A 21,261-nucleotide genomic window follows, 5' to 3' on the forward strand; every position below is an offset into this window, starting at 1 on the left:
CTCAGCAAATGATAGCGATATAGTATGCAAAGTGAGGAAATTCTTTTTAATGTGGAAGATGTTAAGATTAAATAAGTGCTTTGAAAACATTTCTAAACTATACGTTTAAAAAATCTTTGATTTTTTTTCTGATGTGCTCTAAAAATATTTTCAGTCTATCTGAAAAATCTTCTGTGACTTATGTGTTAAGTAAATACAGTAGCCAGGCGATCATAAAAAAGGTTGGGTTCAGAAAACAAATGTTTCCAGACCCAACCCAACAATTTCAATTGAGCTGTTTGATGTTATGCCTCGGCAAGCGGTTCTTTTTCAGACCTTTTGTTGAAGCATCTTGAAGCGAATTCTTTTTTGAATTTTCCTTTCAGGTCATGGTATTCCTCGTCGTTCATTTCACGGATTCTATCGGCGAGCCCGAACGGCGACTTTTCCTTGATTCCGTATTCCTCAAAAATACCTTTGACGAATCTTTTTCTCTGAATGGCTTTTTTGGCAACCATCGCGATGCCTGCTACGGCTAAGGCTCCAAGAATCCCTTTTGTTACTGAATTTTTCATTTTCTTAAATTTTAAATTTTACTACTTCTTTTTTTTATAAAGACGAATACGTCCGGACTTTACTTTACTACTTCTTTAAAATTCCGTTTATTCGCTGTTTCTTTTATTCCTGCTGAAAAAGCCGCTTTCACAACGGTTTCTCCAGACTTCCTTGAATTTTTCCCGTTCTTCAGGGGACAAGTTCATCATCTTTTCCCGCATTTTCCGTTCCTTGAAATCCCGCATTCCTTTTCCGAAATGGAACCCGCCGAAAAGGATCTTGCAAAGGATCAGGATTCCCATCGCCTGCCAGTAGCTGATGCTCTTTACGCCTAAAATTTCAGGCAGCAGGCAATTCCAGAGGGCCATCACGATCCAGGTAACGCCTAAAAAAATCAGCGGCGGACAGAGTATTAAAAAAATCCATCCCTTTTTATGTCTATGATTCATAATCTTTTGTTTTACTAACTGTTTAAATCTTCGTATAATTTCCTCAACCGGTTCCTCAGATGCTTCACCGCATAGTTTTTACGGCTGATGATGGTTTTGATGTTTTCGCCGTGCTCGTCCGCAATCTCCTGGAGGGTCTTGTCGTTGAGTTCATTCTCCACGTAGACCAACCGCTGCTTTTCAGGAAGTTCGTCAAGGGCTTCAAACAGCTTTTTCCAGATTTCATCCTGAAACATTTTTATTTCCGGTCCGGCACTGTCATCCATCAGCAGGATGTCTTTGATGGAAAAATCCCCGTCTTCATCTTCATACACGAAATCCTCCAGGTTCTCGGTTTTCTTCTTGCGGTACTTGTCGGTGATTTTATTGGCCGTCACCCGGTACAGCCATCCGCCGACATTGACAATCTCGGAAAGATTGGTGAGGCTGCTGAACTGGTACCACACTTCCTGCAGGATGTCTTCGGCATCTTCTGTATTTTTGACCTTGGGACGGATGTAAGACATCAGCTTCCCTCCGTATTTTGAAACGGTCTGTGAGATGACATTATCTTTCTCCTTCTGTGGCATTGTTATGTTTTCGGCAACCTCCATATTGCTATGACGGTTGGAAATTTTGTTTTACTTTAATAAATTTAAAATATTTTTCGGAAAACCAAGACTTTCTTTTGGGAATGGAGGTTGGAGGAGCTATTATTTAAGATTAAACGATCTGTCTGATCTTACAATTACCACTTTAATCTCTGACCTGATAAACCAGTCCTTCAAAAATCTGTGAATTTCTGGTACCCCTTCAAGGGAGGCGGATTTTTACACCGCTAATTATCAGAAATTTAAGTACTTCAGATATAGACCTTCCAACACTCTTTTTGTCTATCCCTTTGGATCTAAGACAGAGTATTAGAGAGCGGAATGAAAAGATTCTCATTTAGATTACCATAAAATAATAAATGAACCGGCTAAACTTTCAGAATTCTTTCTTGTATTTTAACGTGAATTCGACCGCATTGATATCATATTCAGTCGATTATTTAACTCAAAAATAAAAATTAGAATGATTCAGGCGGGATTTTGGAACTACTCATCCTGGTAGAACGAATAAACGGTCCATGCTTACATTGGATTGAAATAAATTATTTCTCAATTAATTCAGATAAATTCCGAAATACCAGGTCCATACCATGAGGATGACCTGCATCGGAATTCTTTCTTTATACAGATACGCCATTCCCGGTCCTGAATAATCGGCTTTGAAAATATTGATGTTTTTCCGGGATGAATTAATGTTGGCAATGAAAACCAATACGTAGAAAATAATGAGCAGGACCGCCGTCAGCTCACGGAGGGAAGGAACCATCAGTCCGATTCCTGCGGCAATTTCCAGTACTCCGGTAAAATAGACCCAGAACATTTTACCAGGAATAAATTCAGGCATCATCATCGCCATGCCTTTTTGGAACTTAAAATGGGCCAGTCCGGTAAAGATGATGAAAGCCGCCATCCCGAGATTTCCGGAAAACAAAAAATTCCAGTCTCCCTGAAAAATTCTGGTACCCAATAATCCTAAAATAAAAGTGGCGAAGAGAATCGTTAACAGTTTCATATTTATTTAGTTACACAATAGGATGTGCGGTACCGAAATTAAGCAAAACAAAACAGTTTTCATACCTATCATGAAGGAGAAGGTATTTGAGTCATAATTGTTCTTACAAATGGCTTAATCTAAAATTGATAAGTAAAGGTGATTGCTTGTTTTAACACATAAGTCATAAAGAAAGAATTTTCTAAATGGCGTATATTTTAGAACACATGAGATTAAAAATCAAAGATTTTTAAAACCACAGAGAGTAAAAATCTCCCGCAGATAGCACGGATTTTCACAGATGATGGCGCTTATTTTAAAATCTCTGATTTTTTAAACTTTGGTGAGCTATCCGGAATCTGATAATCAGCTTTACAGCATACTTTTCTCTTTTCAATTTTTTATGGTTAAATAAAACAGTTAAACATAACCCATAAATTGACAAAGACTCTCACAAATTTTACATCTCAATAAATATAATATCTATGAGAATCCGTGTAAATATGTGTAAAATTATAATGTATTTTCCGCAAGGTTCTTCACCACTACCAGTCCTTTTGTAAACCCGGTATTCATCATATCCTCCCATTCTTTTTCAGTCTGAACCTCAGCGTGGAGTTTGGTTTTGCCGTCATAATCAATGAGGATGTATTTTTCAAAGCATCCGCTCCATTGCTTGACTTCCATGCTTTCGGTATCTTCATGACCGTCTTTGTCCACCATTCCCAAATGCTTGAAAATGATCTGATCAGGCTCCTCCAACGTATCGATTGTCGAGACCATGCCCGCTCCTTCGGCATTGACGAAATAGGTTTTTCCGCCTACTTTCCAGTCTGATTTCATTCTGCTTCCCGGACTGAAAAACTGTGTCCATTTACTATAGGTTTTTTCATTCCATAACACGTCCCAGACTTTCTGTTTCGGGGCATCGATTACGATTTCATACGATAGGGTTTCCATATTTTTTAATTAGGATTGGTTAATATTTTATAACTGGTTCTCTGAAAGATGCTTCACATTGGAAAGGGCATCCGGGAATTTTTCTTCAAAAAAGGATTTCAATTCTTCGGCAGTCTGAATCTCCACTTCCAAATGGGTAATATTTTCATCTTCAGTCAATACATACCGTTCAGTAGCTTCTCCCAGGTCCCGCGGTGTTTCAACCCCTTCATAGATTTCCCCAAGATGCTGAAATATGATTTCCTCATTAGGAACCAGCTTTGTAATTTTGCTGTACATCCCGTTATTTTTGGGATCAAGGAATTTAATGATAGCCCCTTCCTGCAAATTGCCCTGATAAAAGGACCCTTCCGTAAGGGCGGAGGTCCACTGCCTGAACGAAAAATCATCCCACAACACACTCCACACCTTTATTGCCTCAGCCTTAATCTGAACATCAAAATGTAATTTTTCCATAAATTTATAAACTAGCTGTTAATTTCTGTGTATATCTCTATCCGCCTACAAAATCCCCGCCATTAATATGGATGATTTCACCGGTGATAAAACTGGAGTCCTGCGAAGCCAGGAATACGTATGCCGGAGCGACTTCTGAAGGCTGCCCCGCCCTTTTCATCGGATTGTCTTTTCCGAAATCCGAAACATCATCAAAGGTTTCCTTGACCAGAGGCGTCCAGATCGGACCCGGCGCTACTCCGTTCACCAGGATATTCTTTTCTGCAATATTGGTGGCAAGGGACCGGATAAAAGTGGCAATTGCCCCTTTGGTAGATGAATAATCGATCAGATGGTCGCTGCCGCGATAGGCGGTTACGGAAGTCGTACAGATAACCCGTGAGCCGCTGCCCATCATCTTCAGGCAGTCCCTGGTAAAAGAAATCATGGAAATAATATTGGTATCGAACGTCTTGTGGATCTGCTCATCGGAAATATTCTCAATATCGTCTTTTGGATACTGGATTCCGGCATTGTTAACCAAAATATCCAGCGACTTCCATTCCTTTTTAATTTCATCAATGCATTCTTTACGGAAACTTTTATCTGAAAGATCGCCTTTCAGCAGAAGACAATTTTTCCCTTCCTTTTCTACCAGCCTTTGGGTTTCTTTTGCATCATCGTCGCTTTCCTTATAAATAATGGCCACATCGGCACCTTCCCGGGCATAATGAACGGCAACGGCCTGACCGATACCGCTGTCACCTCCGGAGATCAGTGCTTTTTTGCCCTTAAGCTTGTCGCTTCCTCTATAGTTTTCACGGATGATTTCCGGATAAAGCCCTTCTTCAGGCACCTCTGATTTAGAATCTGATTGGTTCTGTGTTTTCATATTCAAATATTTTGTGGTGAATTAAACATCAAACCACAAGCCGAAGGAGAAAAAACTATGGTACCTTACAGATGAAACTTACGAATGACAGGCCTTCTCCAGATCTTCAATCACGATCTTCTGCATCGTCATCATGGCCCGGGCAACTTTCTGTGCTTTTTCCGAATCGGAATCGCTCATCAGCTGAATGAGTCTTTTCGGAACAATCTGCCAGCTGAAGCCGAACGGGTCTTTGAGCCAGCCGCACATACCTGCCCTGCCGCCATCAGCGGTTAAGGCATTCCAATACGTATCGGTTTGTTCCTGCGTATCCGTCATCACGACCATGGAAATTCCTTCGTTGAAATCAAAAGCATGGTCATAAGAATTATCCATACAATACAGGCGGTAGCCATCTATTTCAAAATGCGCATGCTGAATGTTTTCTGCCGGTTCAGGTGTGGGATGGCCTTCGCTGCCCTGCCCGTATTTCAGAATATTTCCGATTTTAGAATCAGGAAAAGTACGGGTATACAATTCCATGGCCTGCATGGCTTTTCCATTGTTTCCATGAATGAACATAAGGGTCGGAACCACTTTCTGGTCTCCGGATCGATCCCCCAGGAAAATCTGCCAGGTTACGCCGTAACGGTCCTGCACCCAGCCGTATTTTCTGCTCCACGAATAGGAATCCAGCGGCATCAGGATCCTGCCCTCGTCCGAAAGCTGATCCCAGTATTGCTGAACCTCATCTTCCGTTTCGCAGATGATCATAAAAGATACCGAAGCATTCTTTTTGAAATGCGGGCCGCCGTTGAGGAGCATCAGTTTCTGGCCGAAAAGGTCAATATTCATCACCATCGGGGTATCTGCCGTAATTTTACCGTTAAAAACCTGACAGTAATACCCGGCAGACTCTCCGGCATCACCATCATACCAAAGGCAAGGGAAAATATCGTTGTTCATTTTTAATTTAATTTTAGTTTTTATTAATTCATAGATTGACGTAGCTTCTGCTCACTCAGCTACCGGGATCACGTTCTGATCAGTGCGCCTGGATTTAAACCACAGATTGACCTTTAGACTTGCAGAGATTTTTAATCTGATGTGTTCGTCTTGTTTTGAAAGCAGGCCTCTCCTTCTTTTGTCTTATGTGTTTAAAACTTTCTTACACATAGTTTCTGCTTTTTTCCTGATGCTCCGTAAAATCAGGCATTCTTTCTTTGAATGAAAAGTGATTCTCTTTCATATGGATTTTCAGTTTTTTCATATTAACCTTTCCGAAACCATGCATCTGCCTGATTTCCTTTTCGGAGTAGCCCGACAGTTTTTCCAGGGAATCAATCTTCTCTTTCTCCAGCGCTCTTCTTGCCGGCACCGCTATAATTCCCTGCAGAAAATTTCCTTTGGGGACCGCACTATCGATACAGACCGATTTCAGGCATCCTGCCATTATCACCAGATTGATCATGATCCTGAAAAAAGAGTTAATGGTTTTCCACGTATTTATGGAAATTATTCAGAATAGCGTACCATCCTTCCCGCTGCATTTCTACCGGGTTCTGTTTTTCCGGATCAAAAGTAATTTCTACATTTGTTGTCGTCGCGTCGATTTCATGAAAAAGGATTTCAACCTGCCTGCCGTCTTCCAGATGGTACTTGATCTTTTTGTTGGGAATGATTTCGTCATACGTCCCTTGGAAATCGAAACCGAAACTGCCGTCTCTGGCTTCCATCCTGGTTTTGAAAGTTCCGTCCACACGAAGATCATTCTCGGCGACGGGACAGTGCCAGGTTTCATGGGCATAGTTCCATTGAACAATGTGTTCCGGGCCGTTGTAGTATTCCCAGGCCTTTGTAACGGGCGCCAAGAGGGTAATGTCTATTTTGATGGGTTCCATAGCTTGTTATTTTGTCATGAGGTAAAAAGGGCAACTTCATCAGCTGCCTACCGGTATAATAAAGTTTAAAGATAGGACTATTCTGCATATTCTTCATTGTAGTTCACCATCCAATGCGTACCATATTTATCCCGGAAACTTCCGAAATAATCGCCCCAGAACTGGTCTTCGATCGGCATTTCGATATCTCCACCCTCGGAAAGTCCTTTAAAAAGCCGGTCGGCCTCTTCCCTGGATTCCGTAAAAACCGAAATATAGTTGCTGTTTCCGACCGTAAGGGTCTGTCCGAAGCTTGGGACAATATCGGAAGCCATCAAAAGGTCATTTCCGACCGGAAGGGCAATATGCATTACCCGGTTCTTTTCGTCTTCGGACAGGTGTTCGGTACCGGGCGCATTTCCCATCCGGTAGATTTCGCCCACAAATTCGCCGCCGAAAACCGATTTGTAAAAGGTTAAGGCTTCTTCTGCCTGTCCGTTAAAATTTAAGTAAGAATTTAATTTAGCCATAAGTTTTTATTTTTTGTTAAATGGAAGGTGATCATGCTTGATCCGGATGTTGAGATGAGGCAGACCGTATTGTTGATGTAGATTTGAGCCAGATTTCTAAATAATGGCCTGGCTTCGACTCTGCTCAGCCACCGGGATTACAATCACATAAGCGCAATTGCATTTAAACCACAGGTTCGCACAGATTTTTACAGATGATAATGTGGCTGCGAGAATCTCAGCCACCATAATAACGAGCAAATAAGTGCAGTGGATTTAAACCATCTATTCTCAGAGATAACTGCGCTTATTTAAAAAGCTTTGATTTTTAAAACTTTCCTGAACTTATTTTGTTAAAGCATTCAACTTTTAAAGTCCTGTTAAAATCTTTTGTTTCTTTTATAGTAAAAATTACATGAGATTGAATGCGAGGCATGAATTCTTCAGATCTTCGCAGCTTTTTCACCCAGAAAAAAGATTGGTTGATCGCTTATTCCGGTGTTTGACTATTCAGGCATTTGGGAAGGATCGGCGAAAGTAATATTCCAGCCATGTCCGTTGATATCCCAGAAGGAGTTCTGATACATCCAGCCGTAATCCTGCGGTTCTTCGTGCTGGTACGCTCCGTTTTCCACTGCTGCATCAACGATCCGGTCCACCTCTTCACGGCTGTTCATGGCCAGTGATACCAGGACCTGCGTGGTATCACCATTCGGTACCGGCCGTTCGGAAAAAGTCTGAAAATAATCTTCGGTAATGAACATCACGAAGATATTGTCGCTCATAACGATACATACCGCTTTCTCATCGGTAATCTTCTCATTTACGGAAAAACCGATATTGGTCCAGAAGGTTTTGGTCTGCTCGATATCTTTTACGGGAAGGCTTACGTAGATCTGATTGGCTTTCATAAAATAATTTTTAAGGTTAGAACTTTTAACCAAAATTACCGTATTGTCCTGAAAGCCTGCTTGCCATAAGACAAGATTTAGTGTTTTCCGGGATGTGAAACCAGCTCTTTGCGGATGCGGCTTAAAGAAGTATCGGTTACGCCGAGGTAAGAGGCAATCTGCTTCAGCGGTGCCCACCGGACCACCTGGGGTTTCTGCTCCAGAAGGTTCAGGTAGCGCCGGGTTGCGGAAAGGGTAAACATCTCCACCGAACGCTGCTTGTAAGCAAAAAGCTGCTGGGACATCCATGCCCTGCCCCATTCCCTCAGGTTCGGAATCTTATGAAAAAGCTCCTGGAACTCGTCGAAACTGAGCTTCCAGCATGTACAGTCGGTAATGCAGACGATGTTCTCCTGCGTCGGAATTCTCTGGAACAGTGACGAAACCTCGATCACGATTTCATTGTCGGCAAAAAAATGAGTGGTAACCTCATTGCCGTTGAAATCCGTGACGAATGAACGGGCCAGCCCTTTTTCAAGGATATAATACTCATTAGCAGTTTTTCCTTCCTGCAAAATAATGTCTCCTTTATGGAAACTTACTTTTTTATGGGCTTGGAATATTTCATAAAGTTCTTCCTTCAGAAAAAACGGAAAATCGTAGCAGATTTCCAGGGAGGTATTGCTCATCGGTCAATGGTTTCAGGATTTAAAAATAAAATTTTATTTTGATATGCCGGCAGTTTTTTATGCCGGGGATAAAAATAGAACTGACGGATATAAATTCAGGATCAATAATCTCACGCAGATTACACATATTTATTTTGATTTCAATCTCAGGATACGCTCGGGCTTAGTTTTCGGCATTAAAAACATTCTTAATTACCTTAACAGAATCCACTTGTTGATTCTTAATTTTAGCCCTTCCCATTATCTTAAAATGCTTATTGTTAAAAAACATTTCCCACAGGTGACTGAACATGACCTTAAAACAGGGATAACTGAATAGGTTTCGGAGGTGACGGTTTCTGTGCATCCCCGAAGACAGTCTTTCCGCCGAATCGCCATGAGTTCTGCCGCTCTTCTTCAATTACTTCCCGGATATCGAAATCCGGGGTAAAATCTTTTTCCGTAGCTTCAATGATCTGATGAAGCTTGTTTAAAGTTTTTAATTTGTCAGAATTCCCCAATCTGGATTTTTCGATTCCCGACCGGATGATCTGCAGGCTTTCATCGTACACTTTTGTGGGCACCGGAAAAGGATGGCCGTCTTTACCGCCGTGCGCAAAGGAAAACCTTGCCGGATCCTTGAATCTTGAAGGGGCTCCGTGAATGATTTCACTTACCAAAGCCAGCGACTGCATGGTACGCGGCCCCACCCCTTTCAGCATCAGCAGATCTTCAAAATTTTGAGGCTGCTGCTCACGGGTAACGTACAAAAGCGCACCCAGACGCTTCAGATCTACATCCGATGCCTGCACGTCATGATGGTTCGGAAGAATAAGTCTTGAAAAATCATTCATGATTTCCGCCGAATCGGTATGGGAAATTTCCAGGATGCCTCTGCGGTTATCCGAAGCTTCGGCATCGGTTAAATTCAGGATTCTTCCTCTCGGGATCCCGTTGATTCCGGTATGCGGCTCCTCCACAAAAGAAGTAATGTTTTCAGAATGCCAGTGGTAACGCCTGGCGGTGCCGTCGGACTCGTGCATGCCCTGCTGCACCACGCTCCAGTTTCCATTATCCGATAGAATAAAGTTGTGCAGGTACAACTGGTAACCATCCTGAATCGCCGTGTTATCCACCTTTGCGGAAAGCTTGCTGGCCCTGATGAGTTGGTTTCCGTCCAGTCCGGTTTTCTCGGCAATCTGAAGCAGCTCGGAAGGCGTTTCGCGGGAAAATTTCCCTTTTCCGCCACAGATATACAGCCCCAGAGACTGCGAATTCGGATTAATGGAACGCTTCAGGGCTCCCATTACGGAAGTCGTGATCCCGGAAGAATGCCAGTCCATTCCCATAACCGCACCGAAACTCTGGAACCAGAAAGGATTTGCCAGCCGGCGTAGTACTTCATCCTTGCCGTAATCCATCAAAATCACTTCAACAATGGAAAGCCCGAGTATCGACATGCGCTCATACAGCCACGGCGGTACTTTGCCATAGTGAAGCGGTAAATCTGCAGTTCCGGAACGTTTCATCCCGTAAAGGTAAGGGGAATCTCTGTAATTATTATTGTTCTGAATCACTATTCCAGGTTTGATACTTTTTTATTTGAGGTGAACCCGAAGAAGGACCGGAATTAACAGGCTGGAAGAGGGAAGCCGGATGCAGGAAGTCTCTCCTGTCAAAAATCTAATGAAGGTCTTGATAATCAAACTAAATATTTTGACATTGTATAAGAGGAAATTCCTGTTTAATCCTGAATAAACAGCCTTAAATAATGGTCGATTTATATTATTTTAAAATCCCGGAGAGATGGCTTATTATAAGGATAGGATAAAATCTGTCAGAAGCATGAACCCTTTATTCATTGTACTCAGAGGAATTCTATTCCTAATCCTGAGTAAATCAGCCTTAATTTATTTTTGAATTAAATAAACACCTGAATATGACATTGGTGTAGCCGAATTTACGTTATTCAAAGAACGGTCATCCGTTGACTGAAAGGAGCTGAAGCTGCATTTAAGTGTAAACACATTAGAAAAAAGGAAAGACCAGCTTTGAAAACAAGAAGAACACATCAGAATAAAAATCAAAGATTTTTAGGATAGGCGCAATCATCTGGCAAATTCGTGTCAATCTGTGGTTTCAAATTGACCCGGCCATTCCGGTGGCTGAGCGGAGCCGAAGCCACACTTCTATCCGTGCAAATTCCTGTGATCCTTGGTTTAAAATTTAACCTTAATATTAGATATAAAGCGTAAGAAAGCCCTGTAAAATCATTCACAGGGACTTAAAACTCTATTGTTCTGTTTATTTTACAGCAGCTAATGCCGCTTCATAATCAGGTTCGTCTGCTATTTCGGAAACCTGCTCCGTGTAGACCACTTTGTTGTTTTCATCCGCTACGATAACGGCACGGCTCAGAAGCCCCTGGAATACGGAATCTGCGATGGTTACTTCATAATCGTCACCGAAACTGCCTCTGAAATCTGAAAGGGTTTCCACATTGTCCAGTCCTTCGGCCGCACAGAATCTTCCCAGTGCAAAAGGAAGGTCTTTGGAAACATTGATGACTACGGTATTATCCAGAGCAGATACTTTTTCGTTAAACGTTCTTGCTGAAGCTGCACATACCGGGGTATCCACACTCGGAAAAATATTGAAGATTTTCTTTTTGCCTTCAAAATTTTCAAGGGTCTTTACGTTCAGTCCGGAATCTACCAAAGCGAAATCCCTGATGGTAGATCCTACTGTGGGAAGCGTTCCTATAGTATGTACTTCGTTTCCTTTTAAAGTAATTGTTGTTGCCATAAATTTATTATTAAAATGTTTTTCAAATGTAGTTAAAATACAAAAGAAAATTTCATGTTTCTCAAATTATATAGCCGGACCAAACGGGATTTGTTTATTAATTAATATTGAGCCCTGACTGAAGAATTATTAAAGCTATTGTCAATAAATTCTCAATTAAAAATAACCAAACTTAAAAACAAACAATCCTTTTGCTTAATGGTAAATTCTCCCTATTCGCAGACGTGAAAAATTGTTTAACCATGAAAAAGAAAATTACTTTACTGCTGTTTGGAGTTCCGCTGTTCAGTTGTGCACAGTCTGCGATCGGGAGCATCAATTCCAAGGCGGTTTCTGACAATGGTTTTACCCATCCGGTGGAAGAAATTTAAGGCTTATTATCTAAATCCTAACGAAACCAATGCCGGAAGCCGGTCGAGCAGCTATGTGACCTTTTCTTCTCCGGTAAAAGAAGGAACTGCATCCGGCGGAGGTATTGTAGTCTATTCTAATAATGAAGCCTATGGCTATCACTTTAATCCTACAAACAATTCAGGAGGCTGGACAAATACCGCTACATTTTCATCAACAATAAAAGGAAGTATTTCCACAGCAAAATAAAATTTGATCTATCATAGACTAAAAGAGAGGCACCTGCCTCTTTTTTTATGCAAAATATCCAAATAAACAATCATAATTACTAAATTTGTGTGTCTTAAAAAAATCAAATAATAAATTACAGTATAATGTCAGACAAATCAAAAATCTATTACACCCTTACGGATGAGGCTCCGATGTTGGCTACACACTCGTTTTTACCGATTGTAAAAGCTTTTACCAAATCAGCAGACATTGAGATCGCGGTTCCGGATATTTCTCTTGCCGGAAGAATCCTGGCTAATTTCCCGGAGTTCCTGAAAGATGATCAGAAAATCGGGGATGCTTTGGCTGAACTGGGGCAACTGGCCACCCAACCTGACGCTAATATTATTAAGTTACCCAATATTTCGGCATCTGCCCCTCAATTGGATGCAGCGATTGCCGAATTGCAGGCAAAAGGATTTGCCGTTCCGGATTATCCGGCGGAACCTAAAAATGAAAATGAAAAGCTGATTAAGGCCAAATACGCCAAAGTATTGGGAAGTGCCGTAAATCCGGTATTAAGGGAAGGAAATTCTGACAGACGTGCTCCGAAAGCCGTTAAAAACTACGCTAAAACAAACCCTCACCGAATGGGTGACTGGTCTTCCGACAGCAAAACCGACGTAGCTCACATGGAAAACGGGGATTTCTACGGAACAGAAACATCCACTACTCTTGAGAATGCTACAAAATATAAAATCGTTTTCAAAGGAACTGACGGTGCTGAAACTTTGTTAAAAGATTTCGCAGGCCTGCAAGCCGGAGAAGTAATCGACTCTTCGGTAATGAATTTAAATTCGTTGAAAGCTTTTGTCCAACAGGCAATCGACGAAGCAAAAAACAGAAACGTTCTTCTTTCCGCTCACCTGAAAGCGACGATGATGAAAATTTCCGATCCTATTATTTTCGGGGCGATCGTAGAAACGTTTTTTAAAGAGGTTTTTACCAAATATGCGGAGACCTTCAAAGCTTTAGACATCAATCCGAATAACGGACTGGCCGATCTTTTTGAAAAAATCAAAGGAAATGCACAGGAAGCCAACATCAAAGGGGACATCGAAGCGGCTTTGGTGAACGGACCTCGAGTGGCGATGGTGAATTCCGATAAAGGGATTACCAATTTCCACGTTCCATCCGATATCATTGTAGACGCATCAATGGCTGCTTTGGTAAGAGGCGGAGGAAAAATGTGGAACACCGAAGGAAAAGAGGAAGATACGGTTTGTATCATTCCGGACCGTTCTTATGCAGGCTTCTACCAGTCGGTAATCGATGATATGAAAGCACACGGGAAACTGGATCCTACGACAATGGGTTCTGTGCCGAATGTCGGTTTAATGGCTCAGAAAGCGGAGGAATACGGTTCCCACGACAAAACATTCCAGGCTTCTGCCGAGGGAATAATTGAAGTTCAGGACGAAAACGGAAATGTCCTTCTTTCCCAGAAAGTGGAAAAAGGAGACATCTTCAGAATGTGCCAGACCAAAGATGCACCGATCCAGGATTGGGTAAAACTGGCGGTAAACCGTTCAAGATTATCCGATACCCCTGCTATTTTCTGGCTGGATAAAGGAAGAGCCCACGACAGGGAGATCATCAAAAAAGTTGAAAAATATTTAGCAGATCATGATACCGACGGACTGGACATCAAGATCCTTGACGTAAAAGATGCCATGACCGAAACGCTGAGAAGAGCAAGAGAAGGAAAAGATACGATTTCCGTTTCCGGAAATGTACTGAGAGATTACCTGACCGACCTTTTCCCGATCCTGGAACTGGGAACTTCAGCGAAAATGCTTTCCATTGTTCCATTGATGAACGGCGGAGGTCTGTTTGAAACCGGTGCCGGAGGTTCTGCTCCGAAACACGTTGAACAGTTTATCGAAGAAGGCTATTTAAGATGGGATTCTTTGGGCGAATTCCTGGCTTTACAGGCTTCCCTGGAACACCTGGCACAAACCCAGAACAATACAAAAGCTCAGGTTCTGGCTGATGCTTTAGACGAAGCGAATGCTAAATTCCTGGCAACCGATAAATCTCCGGCAAGAAAAGTCGGACAGATCGACAACAGAGGTTCCCACTTCTACCTGGCGATGTATTGGGCAGAAGCCCTGGCTAATCAAACCGCTGATGCGGAACTGGCCGCTCAGTTTGCTCCGGTTGCCCAGGCCATGCAGGAAAACGAAGAGGTAATCAATGCCGAACTGATCGGTGCCCAGGGCAAACCTCAGGAAATCAACGGTTATTTTAAACCTGATACCTACAAAACGTATGAAGCCATGAGGCCAAGTACCGTTTTAAATGAAATCATCGACGGAATCTGAATTTCCGTTCTGATATAAATGAAAGCTCCTTTTTAAAAGGGGCTTTTTTGTTTTATTTCTGTGGACGTTTTTATTTGAAATGCCTTTTCTGAAAATATGTCCAGACCACTGGCTTAAATTATACTTTATAAATATTTATATCCAATTATACGTCCTATTTTATCAGTAATTTCCAAAGGAACATCAACGTAATATCAGACAACAGGGACGAAAAAAATCATGCATGGCTTCGATTCCGCTCAGCCATCACATTACAATACTAAGCTGTTACTGACTGAGTTGAATCTATAATTTCCAATAAAATGTAAACATCATACTGGAGATCCAGTCCGGATCCGGAAATAACAGCTTCTCTATTTAACGTGAACTCAAAGAAGTACCGGAGTCAGCAGGCTGGAAGAGGGAAGCCGGATGCAGGAAGTCTTTCCCGTCAAAAATATCATGAAGGTCTTGATGATCAGACAAAACATTTTGTCATTCTATCAGAGGAAATTCTTATTTAGCCCTGAATAAATAGCCTCAAACCAAGGTCTGATTTGTATGGTCTTAAAGCCCTAAAAGGACGGCTTATTACAGGACAGGATAAAATCCTATCGGAAGTATCAATCATTGATTTATCCTACGAGGAATATTTTGAATTAACTAAATATCTAATTTTAAGTTGAATACAGCCGAATTCACATTATATTTAAAGTAAAAACAAATCGCATCCGTCTCTAAAAAACAGATATCAACTTCTCAATTACTTATGCAGCAATAAATCCTCCCGTCCTAGGAGGATTTATTATTGAAATAGGATATAGAAAATTTAAATAATCAGATTTGAAAGATGGATCATGAATAAAAATGATTATTAAGCATGGGCCTTTCTCCATTTAATCATGCTTAAGATAAACAGGCCTAACAATCCCAGAACAAAATACCCTTCCGCTACCTGCAGCTGGATCTGGGGCCGGATTACCGCAACAATGCCATAGCTGATGGCGGATGTAATGATAAAAGCCACTCCACCGGTAAGGCCGCCGGCAATTCCGGCAGAATCCGGGAATCTCCCGATGCAGTACGAGAAATAATTATTGAAAATAAATCCGGCCGTAACATGGATCATAAAAGCAAATCCTACCAGGCTGTAAATGTTGTTGGAGAAATAAGAGGCCGCAAACATGATAACGATGAGCAACAACTGGATCAGGTTCGCATTGCGGATTTTAGGCAGAAAAGCTCTGTTAATAAGCGCCTTTCCCAAAAATCCGCCCGTCATCCAGGCAAATCCCAGGATCAGGGAGACATAGCCTGCCACCACTTCGGAATACCCCATCTTATGCTCAATAATAAAGGATCCGCACAGATTGAAAAACATAATCATCGAATAGCTCAGTCCGCACATGATCATTCCGTAGAAAAAATCCCTGGCTTTAAACATGGAACTGTATTCTTTGATCAGGAATTCAAAACGGAACGGATTCCGCTTTTTCAATGTTTCGCCTGAAAAAACAAGTTCCAAAATCAAAAGCAACAGGCTATAACCGGCCAGCACATAAAAATTCGACTGCCATCCGAAATTTTTCTGCAGATAGCCTCCGATGAAAGGGGCGATGATCGGTCCTACCGACCAGACGATCGTCATGATACTCAGGTAATGCTTCCGCTCCTCCCCTTCGTACACATCCACGAAAAAAGCCCTTTTGGCGACCACGGCAAAGCCTGATAAAACACCCTGCAAAACCCGCATCGCATAGATGACGAAAATATTCTGGGTAGTTGCCGTAATCAGGAAAGATGCAACAAATAAAACCAGTGAGACCATCGAAATCCGGTACCTTCCGAATGAATCGACAATGCTCCCTGCAAAAAACTGCGTCAGTCCGTAACTGATCAGGAAAATTGATAAAGTAAGCTGGATATTGCTTTCCGGCTGATGAAGTTCTGTAGCCATACTCGGCATGGAAGGCAGGTAAATGTCCGTTGCAAGCCCGGACATCGGAATCACGGCAAAAGCGAGGATTGTCGCGATGAATTTATTTTTCTCTTTAAGGGTAACCATTGCTGCTGCTGAAAATTTTCTTGAACTCCTGACTCCCGGAAAACGTTCCGGGAACCAAGGATGTTTTTATTTTAATTATTCACTAATTTCATAGAACCTTCGCTGTACCGTTCTCCTACGTTCGGATATTTTTTCAGGATGGCATCGATGGTTTCCAGATCGGATGGGGAAAGTTCAATATCCGTAGCTGCCATATTCTCTTCCAGATACGGAATGCGCTTGGTTCCCGGAATCGGAATGATGTCGTCGCCCTGATTCAGCACCCAGGCCAGGGCCAGCTGTGTTCCTTTTACTCCTTTTGAAGCAGCAAATTCGTTGATTTCCTTCGCCAGATTCCTGTTGTTTTCCAGGTATTCTTCCTGATAACGCGGCAGTGATTTCCTGAAATCTTCATCTCCGAAATTCTGAGCTTCGTTGATATTCGAGAACAGGCCTCTTGCCAACGGAGAATAAGGAACCAACGTAATCCCCAATTCCCTGACGGTCGGTAAGATCTGCTGTTCGACATCCCGGGTCAGTAAAGAATATTCGGACTGCAATGCGGTAATCGGATGGATTTTATTCGCTTTGCGGATAGATTCTGCGGAAGCTTCCGACAATCCCAGATATTTTACTTTTCCGGCCTTCACCAGGTCTGCCATTGCACCGACTGTTTCTTCAACCGGAATATTCGGGTCTACCCGGTGGGCGTAGTACAGGTCGATCTCATCGATGTTCAGCCTTTGCAGACTGAAGTCAACCGCCTTTCTGATCCATTCCGGTGAACCGTCGAAATAAGTTCCCGGGGCTCCGCTGTGTCCCGCCTTCCCGTCTTTGAATCTGAATCCGAATTTGGTAGCGATAAAGATCTTGTCACGGTTCGGAACCAGTACCTTTGCAATCAGCTTTTCGTTTTCTCCGTTGGCATACATATCCGCCGTATCCCAGAAATTAACGCCTGAATCCAGTGCGTGATGTAATGTCTTAATACTTTCCTGCTCATCCGTAGGTCCGTATGCAAAGCTCATCCCCATACAGCCTAACCCGATAGCTGACAATTGTTTTCCTGTGTTTCCTAAAGTTCTGAATTTCATAATTGCCTGTGATTTTAAATTGATAGTACAAAATTAGAACAGCCGCCAATCAATTCCAATATAGATTTCAAACAAAGAATTATAAAATTCAAACAACCGCTGTTCTGATAGCATTCGGCGTCATTCCGGTATGTTTCTTAAAATAATTGGTAAAATAGGCGGGTTCTTCGAAACCCAGTCCGTAAGCAATTTCGGAAACGCTCCAGTCGGTATGCTTCAGCAGTGCCCGGGCTTCATGAATAATCCTTGCCGTAATCTGCTGGCTGGTGGTTTTCCCGGTGATCTCTTTTACGGAACGGTTCAGCGAATTGACGTGAATGAAAAGACTATCCGCATAATCCACGGGGCTTTTCAGCTTTAAAAATCTTTCCGGACTGTCGATCGGGAACTGCCTTTCCAGCAGTTCCATAAACAGGGAGGCAATTCTCTGGGAAGCATTCTGATAAGGCTCAAAGGTTTCCGCCGGATGCATTTTCATCGTTTCGTGGATCAGCAGATGCAGATAAGCCCGGAGCATATCGTATTTGTGCAGGTAATCCGACTGGATTTCGGCCATCATCTTCATGAAAAGATCCGAAACGGTATGCTGCTGCTCTTCATTAATAAAGAAAACAGGAGTCCCGCCGATTTTAAAGAGCTGTGAATCCTGAAGATTTCCCAGACGGTGGCCCTCATGAACAAACTGATCCGTAAAAAGACAGAAAAACCCTTTCTGATCACTGTCCTCCGCTTCCCAGGAATAAGGAATCAGAGGATTGGAAAAAAGCAGCGCAGGGCGGTCGACGTAGATCCATTTATCTGCATAATGCAGCTTTCCTTTGCCGATGATCATCGAGATTTTATAATAATCCCTTCGGCTGTACGGCGTCACCAGCGAACAGCTATCCCGGGAAAAAACATTGAAATGCCCTACTCCCGGCGTTTTCACACACTCCAGGCCGACACGCTGGTAAAAACCTTTTATCGTTTCATTGGATTCCATCATCCAAAATTATAAAATTCAAACAGAATAAAAATATAAATTCCGGAAAAACCGAAATAAAAAACGGCCGGTCTTCCGAACCAGCCGTTTTTCTGTTTGCGCTTATATCAAATATTCCTTTTAGTGATGCCCGTTTCCGTGTTTGCCTTTATGCATCTTCATTTTTTTGTCCATGTGCTTGTAGCGTTTATCATTGTTTTTATTACGGTTATATACTGCTACAGGATTCTGCCCTTTATAATACTTGTTCCTGAACTTCATATATTTCTCGCGGCCCATAATTCTTTCCAACTCACCGTACCGGTCGGTTCTCCAGCGGTCCGGATTGTTGGTATAAGCCCGGTCCCAGGTATCATAATCGCGGTAGCGGTCGTTCAGGGCATAAATCTGGTTTGCCTGGTTAGAAGATAAAACGAGATCGGAAACAACACTCTGCCAGTTAACATCGGTGATGCTTCTTCTGTAATCATTGTAATAATCAGTTTGTGCATTTGAAAGACTGAACGTTCCGATTAACATGATAGCTGCTATTAACTTTTTCATAATCATCAAATTTAAATATTCTAGTATTTTCAATTAAAATGCCATATTATTTTAAACAATGCAAATATTTGTTAAAAATTTCATAATAAAATAACCAAAAGTAGCCATCCAGTAATAAAGTCACATCTGTATGAATTTTTAAAGGTATTAAATTGCTGTCAATCAAAATATTAAAGGCCGGAAAGAAACTCACAGAAAGTAAAGCCTGAAATCTTAATAATTTAATTGAATGAACCTAATGATCTTCGAAAATCTGTAGATCACCGGTTTAGATATTACCGTAATTATTTAATCACAGAGCATTCGCAAAAGGCATTGCTGATTAAAGAGCTGAATGATTGCATCCAACAGGTATACAAGATATTTCGTGCTCCGCTTTTAAATTAATGAAAATCCAGGGAGCTGAGGCTACCCGGTGCTACCGGATTATCTGTGAAAATCTACGGAAATCTGCCGCAGGCATATCCATTAAAAAGCTTTAGCTTTTATCTTACACGATCTAAAGATATTTTCAATACAATGAATATCATGTGTCCAGTATGTTACGAACAATACAACTATTTATGAAAATGTATATGAAAAATATAAAATTTTTCAATTTTAATTTGTAATTTTAAAAAAGCTTACAGTCATTTTTTATTCACCGAAAATCTTAATCGTATGGAAAATATAAAATTTGAAATAGCTTCCTATCAGGACGAACTGCAGATCTTAATCGATGATAGAAAAGCTGGGTATATGTCTATCGAAATAGACGGCCGGTTACTGATCGTCTATTACACCAAGCTTGATGAAGAACATGAAGGAAAAGGCTATGCGAAGATGCTCCTCGACGAGTTGGTACGTTATGCCGAGGAAAAAGACCTGATGATTGATCCGGAATGCGATTTCGTAAGACAGCAGTTTGAAAATCATCCCGCCCGGTACAAAGACATCTGGCATGCCTGAATCAATCTTCCCACCACGTTTTAAAGGCATGATCGGATTCGGATAAATTTAACGGTTCACCGATCATTGGCGTGAGAACGTTAAGATTTTTTGCCTTTCCAAGAGTCGTTACTTTCTGCAGCGGTTCGTTCCACGCATGAAGAGCCAAAGCGAATTTTGAGGAGTGAACCGGAATGATATTTTTAGCATTTACGTCAATACTGGCCTGAATCACATCTTCCGGCAGGGCGTGAATGTATTTCCATGCCTCATTATACTGCCCGTTTTCAATAATGGCATAGTCGAAAGGCCCGTATTTTTCGCCGATCATTTTGAAATGGGTATCATAGCCGCTGTCTCCGCCTAAGAACAGTTTCCTGGTCGGGGTTTCCAGAACATAGGACGTCCAAAGCGTGACATTCCTTTTTACTTTCCGTCCCGAAAAATGGCGGGCAGGCGTAAAGATAATCCTGAGATTATTTTTCAGCACCGCTTCACCGCCCCAGTCTTCCTCGATAAGCTGTTCCGGACGGTAACCCCATCTTTCCAGGTGTGCCCCGACCCCCAGAGGAAGAATAACTTTTGATACTCTATCTTTAATCGCTTTTACCGTCGGATAGTCCAGATGGTCGTAATGGTCATGGGTAATCACCAGATAATCCAGTGCAGGAATATCTTCCGGCTTAAAAATATCGGCTCCGGTAAAAGCTTTGTTGAAAAATTTGAACGGCGAACCGTAGGTGCTTAAAACCGGATCGATCAGAAAGGAAACCCCATCGGTCTGGATGTAATACGTAGAATGTCCCAGCCAGATGAAAACATCCTGATCCTTAGGAAAGGATTTCAGATCGGTATGAATGGACGGAATATTGTTCAAAGGCTTCAGGAGCGGATTTTTCTTCTTGAAAAAGAAGTCGTACATCACTTTCGGCATAGAGTATCCTTCCGCCAGGGAAGGTGTGTCGCTGAGATTCTGAAACTGATGGTTTTTATAATGTTGGGATTGCCGTATCCTCTTCAGCCGCTCCCCTTTGGCTTCCGAGCCGAAAACTTCCTGCCCGGTAATAGCAAAATACAGAAGAACGATCAGGATGGGGGCTGCGATAATGAGGTATGTCATTTTTTATGGGTATAGGGGTAACTTTATTGTCTTTTGACGATTCAA

24 protein-coding genes are annotated in these 21,261 nt (G+C 42.0%); 4 read left to right on the plus strand and 20 right to left on the minus strand.

Annotated features, from left to right (window positions below; translation table 11 throughout):
• Positions 1–284: 284 nt before the first annotated feature.
• From CHA01nite_RS18185 to tpx, 15 genes are all read right to left on the minus strand, one after another.
• Entirely contained in the window at positions 285–554 is a 270-nt protein-coding gene (locus CHA01nite_RS18185) for a hypothetical protein (RefSeq protein ID WP_146944013.1), read from the minus strand.
• Positions 555–641: 87 nt separating this feature from the next.
• The gene (locus tag CHA01nite_RS18190) at positions 642–983 is read right to left on the minus strand and encodes a hypothetical protein (protein WP_146944014.1); all 342 of its coding nucleotides are present in this window, start codon (positions 981–983) and stop codon (positions 642–644) included.
• Between the two features lie 14 nt (positions 984–997).
• Positions 998–1,552 carry an RNA polymerase sigma factor gene (locus CHA01nite_RS18195; protein WP_146944016.1) on the minus strand — a complete coding sequence of 185 codons (555 nt, stop codon included), beginning with the start codon at positions 1,550–1,552 and terminating at the stop codon, positions 998–1,000.
• Positions 1,553–2,126: 574 nt separating this feature from the next.
• Complete coding sequence (locus CHA01nite_RS18200) at positions 2,127–2,585, minus strand: DoxX family protein (RefSeq protein ID WP_146944018.1); 459 nt, start codon at positions 2,583–2,585, stop codon at positions 2,127–2,129.
• A gap of 492 nt (positions 2,586–3,077) precedes the next feature.
• Positions 3,078–3,524 (minus strand): SRPBCC family protein, encoded by a 447-nt coding sequence (locus tag CHA01nite_RS18205; protein WP_146944020.1) that lies wholly within the window; start codon positions 3,522–3,524, stop codon positions 3,078–3,080.
• Between the two features lie 27 nt (positions 3,525–3,551).
• Positions 3,552–3,980, minus strand: coding sequence for an SRPBCC domain-containing protein (locus CHA01nite_RS18210; RefSeq protein ID WP_146944022.1), 429 nt, complete (start codon positions 3,978–3,980; stop codon positions 3,552–3,554).
• Positions 3,981–4,017: 37 nt separating this feature from the next.
• Positions 4,018–4,851 carry an SDR family oxidoreductase gene (locus tag CHA01nite_RS18215; RefSeq protein ID WP_146944024.1) on the minus strand — a complete coding sequence of 278 codons (834 nt, stop codon included), beginning with the start codon at positions 4,849–4,851 and terminating at the stop codon, positions 4,018–4,020.
• 78 nt (positions 4,852–4,929) lie between these two features.
• Positions 4,930–5,796 carry a VOC family protein gene (locus CHA01nite_RS18220; RefSeq protein WP_146944026.1) on the minus strand — a complete coding sequence of 289 codons (867 nt, stop codon included), beginning with the start codon at positions 5,794–5,796 and terminating at the stop codon, positions 4,930–4,932.
• 202 nt (positions 5,797–5,998) lie between these two features.
• Positions 5,999–6,301 (minus strand): helix-hairpin-helix domain-containing protein, encoded by a 303-nt coding sequence (locus tag CHA01nite_RS18225; RefSeq protein ID WP_146944028.1) that lies wholly within the window; start codon positions 6,299–6,301, stop codon positions 5,999–6,001.
• A gap of 16 nt (positions 6,302–6,317) precedes the next feature.
• Positions 6,318–6,731, minus strand: coding sequence for an SRPBCC family protein (locus CHA01nite_RS18230; protein WP_146944030.1), 414 nt, complete (start codon positions 6,729–6,731; stop codon positions 6,318–6,320).
• A 77-nt stretch (positions 6,732–6,808) separates the two neighbouring features.
• Complete coding sequence (locus tag CHA01nite_RS18235) at positions 6,809–7,240, minus strand: VOC family protein (protein WP_146944032.1); 432 nt, start codon at positions 7,238–7,240, stop codon at positions 6,809–6,811.
• Between the two features lie 485 nt (positions 7,241–7,725).
• Positions 7,726–8,130 (minus strand): VOC family protein, encoded by a 405-nt coding sequence (locus tag CHA01nite_RS18240; RefSeq protein WP_146944034.1) that lies wholly within the window; start codon positions 8,128–8,130, stop codon positions 7,726–7,728.
• 77 nt (positions 8,131–8,207) lie between these two features.
• Positions 8,208–8,798: a Crp/Fnr family transcriptional regulator gene (locus CHA01nite_RS18245; protein WP_146944036.1), complete on the minus strand. Its 591-nt coding sequence runs from the start codon at positions 8,796–8,798 to the stop codon at positions 8,208–8,210.
• 296 nt (positions 8,799–9,094) lie between these two features.
• A complete protein-coding gene (locus CHA01nite_RS18250) occupies positions 9,095–10,306 on the minus strand; it encodes a DUF763 domain-containing protein (protein WP_146944088.1) in 1,212 nt (403 codons plus the stop codon).
• Positions 10,307–11,081: 775 nt separating this feature from the next.
• A complete protein-coding gene (gene tpx, locus CHA01nite_RS18255) occupies positions 11,082–11,582 on the minus strand; it encodes a thiol peroxidase (RefSeq protein ID WP_146944038.1) in 501 nt (166 codons plus the stop codon).
• Between the two features lie 242 nt (positions 11,583–11,824).
• Between tpx and CHA01nite_RS20965 the strand changes: the two genes are divergently transcribed.
• From CHA01nite_RS20965 to CHA01nite_RS18265, 3 genes are all read left to right on the plus strand, one after another.
• A complete protein-coding gene (locus CHA01nite_RS20965; RefSeq protein ID WP_262712152.1) occupies positions 11,825–11,953 on the plus strand; it encodes a hypothetical protein in 129 nt (42 codons plus the stop codon).
• A complete protein-coding gene (locus CHA01nite_RS18260) occupies positions 11,922–12,182 on the plus strand; it encodes a hypothetical protein (RefSeq protein WP_146944040.1) in 261 nt (86 codons plus the stop codon). Before CHA01nite_RS20965 ends, CHA01nite_RS18260 begins: the two co-directional genes overlap by 32 nt.
• Before the next feature lie 125 nt (positions 12,183–12,307).
• The gene (locus tag CHA01nite_RS18265) at positions 12,308–14,527 is read left to right on the plus strand and encodes an NADP-dependent isocitrate dehydrogenase (protein ID WP_146944042.1); all 2,220 of its coding nucleotides are present in this window, start codon (positions 12,308–12,310) and stop codon (positions 14,525–14,527) included.
• 853 nt (positions 14,528–15,380) lie between these two features.
• Here CHA01nite_RS18265 and CHA01nite_RS18270 read toward each other — a convergent pair.
• The 4 genes from CHA01nite_RS18270 to CHA01nite_RS18285 all read right to left on the minus strand — a co-directional run bounded on the left by CHA01nite_RS18270 (position 15,381) and on the right by CHA01nite_RS18285 (position 19,169).
• The gene (locus tag CHA01nite_RS18270; RefSeq protein WP_146944044.1) at positions 15,381–16,571 is read right to left on the minus strand and encodes an MFS transporter; all 1,191 of its coding nucleotides are present in this window, start codon (positions 16,569–16,571) and stop codon (positions 15,381–15,383) included.
• A gap of 71 nt (positions 16,572–16,642) precedes the next feature.
• Positions 16,643–17,644 carry an aldo/keto reductase gene (locus CHA01nite_RS18275; protein ID WP_146944046.1) on the minus strand — a complete coding sequence of 334 codons (1,002 nt, stop codon included), beginning with the start codon at positions 17,642–17,644 and terminating at the stop codon, positions 16,643–16,645.
• A gap of 88 nt (positions 17,645–17,732) precedes the next feature.
• Entirely contained in the window at positions 17,733–18,629 is an 897-nt protein-coding gene (locus CHA01nite_RS18280) for a helix-turn-helix domain-containing protein (RefSeq protein WP_307726002.1), read from the minus strand.
• A 117-nt stretch (positions 18,630–18,746) separates the two neighbouring features.
• Positions 18,747–19,169 carry a hypothetical protein gene (locus CHA01nite_RS18285; RefSeq protein WP_146944048.1) on the minus strand — a complete coding sequence of 141 codons (423 nt, stop codon included), beginning with the start codon at positions 19,167–19,169 and terminating at the stop codon, positions 18,747–18,749.
• Between the two features lie 660 nt (positions 19,170–19,829).
• Here CHA01nite_RS18285 and CHA01nite_RS18290 point away from each other — a divergent pair.
• Positions 19,830–20,117: a GNAT family N-acetyltransferase gene (locus tag CHA01nite_RS18290; RefSeq protein WP_146944050.1), complete on the plus strand. Its 288-nt coding sequence runs from the start codon at positions 19,830–19,832 to the stop codon at positions 20,115–20,117.
• A gap of 1 nt (position 20,118) precedes the next feature.
• On the opposite strand, the gene CHA01nite_RS18295 is transcribed toward CHA01nite_RS18290, so the two are convergent.
• The gene (locus tag CHA01nite_RS18295; protein WP_146944052.1) at positions 20,119–21,216 is read right to left on the minus strand and encodes an MBL fold metallo-hydrolase; all 1,098 of its coding nucleotides are present in this window, start codon (positions 21,214–21,216) and stop codon (positions 20,119–20,121) included.
• Positions 21,217–21,261 lie beyond the last annotated feature (45 nt).

Origin of the sequence: Chryseobacterium hagamense (assembly GCF_007991455.1) — a bacterium.
Taxonomy (GTDB): Bacteria; Bacteroidota; Bacteroidia; order Flavobacteriales; family Weeksellaceae; genus Chryseobacterium; species Chryseobacterium hagamense.

Excerpts from the sequence above, each read along its gene's own strand:
- CHA01nite_RS18195 (WP_146944016.1), bottom strand. The coding sequence starts at position 1,552 with ATGCCACAGAAGGAGAAAGATAATGTCATCTCACAGACCGTTTCAAAA.
- CHA01nite_RS18240 (WP_146944034.1), bottom strand. The coding sequence starts at position 8,130 with ATGAAAGCCAATCAGATCTACGTAAGCCTTCCCGTAAAAGATATCGAG.
- CHA01nite_RS18215 (WP_146944024.1), bottom strand. The coding sequence starts at position 4,851 with ATGAAAACACAGAACCAATCAGATTCTAAATCAGAGGTGCCTGAAGAA.
- CHA01nite_RS18280 (WP_307726002.1), bottom strand. The coding sequence starts at position 18,629 with ATGATGGAATCCAATGAAACGATAAAAGGTTTTTACCAGCGTGTCGGC.
- CHA01nite_RS18270 (WP_146944044.1), bottom strand. The coding sequence starts at position 16,571 with ATGGTTACCCTTAAAGAGAAAAATAAATTCATCGCGACAATCCTCGCT.
- CHA01nite_RS18205 (WP_146944020.1), bottom strand. The coding sequence starts at position 3,524 with ATGGAAACCCTATCGTATGAAATCGTAATCGATGCCCCGAAACAGAAA.
- CHA01nite_RS18245 (WP_146944036.1), bottom strand. The coding sequence starts at position 8,798 with ATGAGCAATACCTCCCTGGAAATCTGCTACGATTTTCCGTTTTTTCTG.
- CHA01nite_RS20965 (WP_262712152.1), top strand. The coding sequence starts at position 11,825 with ATGAAAAAGAAAATTACTTTACTGCTGTTTGGAGTTCCGCTGTTCAGT.
- CHA01nite_RS18260 (WP_146944040.1), top strand. The coding sequence starts at position 11,922 with ATGGTTTTACCCATCCGGTGGAAGAAATTTAAGGCTTATTATCTAAAT.
- CHA01nite_RS18200 (WP_146944018.1), bottom strand. The coding sequence starts at position 2,585 with ATGAAACTGTTAACGATTCTCTTCGCCACTTTTATTTTAGGATTATTG.
- CHA01nite_RS18275 (WP_146944046.1), bottom strand. The coding sequence starts at position 17,644 with ATGAAATTCAGAACTTTAGGAAACACAGGAAAACAATTGTCAGCTATC.
- CHA01nite_RS18210 (WP_146944022.1), bottom strand. The coding sequence starts at position 3,980 with ATGGAAAAATTACATTTTGATGTTCAGATTAAGGCTGAGGCAATAAAG.
- CHA01nite_RS18220 (WP_146944026.1), bottom strand. The coding sequence starts at position 5,796 with ATGAACAACGATATTTTCCCTTGCCTTTGGTATGATGGTGATGCCGGA.
- CHA01nite_RS18290 (WP_146944050.1), top strand. The coding sequence starts at position 19,830 with ATGGAAAATATAAAATTTGAAATAGCTTCCTATCAGGACGAACTGCAG.
- CHA01nite_RS18265 (WP_146944042.1), top strand. The coding sequence starts at position 12,308 with ATGTCAGACAAATCAAAAATCTATTACACCCTTACGGATGAGGCTCCG.
- CHA01nite_RS18235 (WP_146944032.1), bottom strand. The coding sequence starts at position 7,240 with ATGGCTAAATTAAATTCTTACTTAAATTTTAACGGACAGGCAGAAGAA.
- CHA01nite_RS18285 (WP_146944048.1), bottom strand. The coding sequence starts at position 19,169 with ATGAAAAAGTTAATAGCAGCTATCATGTTAATCGGAACGTTCAGTCTT.
- CHA01nite_RS18250 (WP_146944088.1), bottom strand. The coding sequence starts at position 10,306 with ATGAAACGTTCCGGAACTGCAGATTTACCGCTTCACTATGGCAAAGTA.
- CHA01nite_RS18225 (WP_146944028.1), bottom strand. The coding sequence starts at position 6,301 with ATGATCAATCTGGTGATAATGGCAGGATGCCTGAAATCGGTCTGTATC.
- tpx (WP_146944038.1), bottom strand. The coding sequence starts at position 11,582 with ATGGCAACAACAATTACTTTAAAAGGAAACGAAGTACATACTATAGGA.
- CHA01nite_RS18295 (WP_146944052.1), bottom strand. The coding sequence starts at position 21,216 with ATGACATACCTCATTATCGCAGCCCCCATCCTGATCGTTCTTCTGTAT.
- CHA01nite_RS18230 (WP_146944030.1), bottom strand. The coding sequence starts at position 6,731 with ATGGAACCCATCAAAATAGACATTACCCTCTTGGCGCCCGTTACAAAG.
- CHA01nite_RS18190 (WP_146944014.1), bottom strand. The coding sequence starts at position 983 with ATGAATCATAGACATAAAAAGGGATGGATTTTTTTAATACTCTGTCCG.
- CHA01nite_RS18185 (WP_146944013.1), bottom strand. The coding sequence starts at position 554 with ATGAAAAATTCAGTAACAAAAGGGATTCTTGGAGCCTTAGCCGTAGCA.